Raw genomic sequence first — 1561 nt, forward strand, 5'->3', positions numbered from 1 at the left:
AGAAGCTGCGTGGGGGCCGTAATGTGCTGCTGTATGGCGCGATTCCGGGCCTGGGTTTTCTCAGCACCCTGTGGCTGTGGAGCAGCCTGACCAGCCTGTCGTTCACCATTGGCCTGTGCTGGATGGGCATGGGCCTGGTGGTGCTGATGGGGCTGACCCGGGCGTTTCGGGTGAAGCTGCCGGAGCTGCAGCTGGCCGATTAGCGCCTGAATAATCCGGCCCTGGGTGTGCGGCGATAACGATTTGTTATCGCCTGATCGGCATTAATCATTATTCAGCCTCCCATGGGTGCCCTACAGTCCCAGCCCAACGACTGTCACTGCCCAAGGGAGACGAAATGTCCATCGAACATCGCCTGAACCACATCGCCGGCCAACTCCGCGGCAACGGTGAGGTGCTGCTGAACAGCGTCGACGCCCACACGGGCGCACCGCTGCCCTTCGCTTTCCATCAGGCCACCGGCGACGAAGTCGAAGCCGCCGTGTTGGCTGCGGAGGCCGCCTACCCGGCTTACCGCGCTACCGGCCCGGCCCAACGCGCCGCCTTCCTTGAAGCCATCGCCAACGAACTGGATGCGCTGGGCGATGACTTCATCCAGCACGTGATGCAGGAAACCGCCCTGCCGCAAGCGCGTATCCGCGGTGAGCGTGCCCGCACCAGCAACCAGCTGCGCCTGTTTGCCGAAGTGGTGCGCCGTGGCGACTTCTACGCTGCGCGCATCGACCGCGCCCTGCCCCAACGTGCCCCGCTGCCTCGCCCCGACCTGCGCCAGTACCGCATTGGCGTCGGCCCGGTGGCGGTGTTCGGTGCCAGCAACTTCCCGCTGGCCTTCTCCACTGCAGGCGGTGACACCGCCTCGGCGCTGGCCGCGGGCTGCCCGGTAGTATTCAAGGCGCACAGCGGGCACATGCTGACGGCCGCCCATGTGGCCGCAGCCATCGACCGCGCAGTCGCCAGCAGCGGCGTGCCGGCAGGCGTATTCAACATGATCTACGGCGCCGGGGTCGGTGAGGCGCTGGTCAAGCACCCGGCCATCCAGGCGGTCGGTTTCACCGGTTCGTTACGCGGTGGCCGTGCCCTGTGCGACATGGCCGCGGCCCGCCCGCAGCCGATCCCGGTGTTCGCCGAAATGAGCAGCATCAACCCGGTCATCGTCCTGCCCCAGGCGCTGCAGGTTCGTGGTGAGCAAGTGGCCAGCGAGCTGGCCGCTTCGGTGGTGCTGGGTTGCGGGCAGTTCTGCACCAACCCGGGCCTGGTGGTGGGCATCAAGTCGCCGCAGTTCGAGCACTTCGTGCAAACGCTGACAGCCCATATGGCCGACCAGGGTCCACAGACCATGCTCAACGCCGGCACCCTGCGCAGTTATCAGACCGGCGTGCAGCACTTGTTGGCACACCCGGGCGTCCAGCACCTGGCCGGGCAACCGCAAACCGGCCAGCAGGCCCAGCCGCAGTTGTTCAAGGCCGATGTAAGCCTGCTGCTGAACGGTGACCCGCTGCTGCAGGAAGAAGTGTTCGGCCCGACCACCGTGGTGGTGGAAGTGGCCGATGCACGGGCATTG

The 1561-nt window shown here is 66.3% G+C and carries 1 protein-coding gene and 1 pseudogene; both read left to right on the forward strand.

Translation table 11 applies throughout. The features are described from left to right. Positions 1 to 203 (forward strand): annotated as a pseudogene (locus tag HP546_RS30035) (Putrescine importer PuuP); the annotation flags it as partial. Positions 204 to 337: 134 nt separating this feature from the next. Further along, a partial coding sequence (locus tag HP546_RS30040) for an aldehyde dehydrogenase (NADP(+)) (protein WP_172233467.1) occupies positions 338 to 1561 on the forward strand: 1224 nt, incomplete at its 3' end.

It is taken from the genome of Pseudomonas sp. CM25 (assembly GCF_013179705.1).
GTDB lineage: Bacteria > Pseudomonadota > Gammaproteobacteria > Pseudomonadales > Pseudomonadaceae > Aquipseudomonas.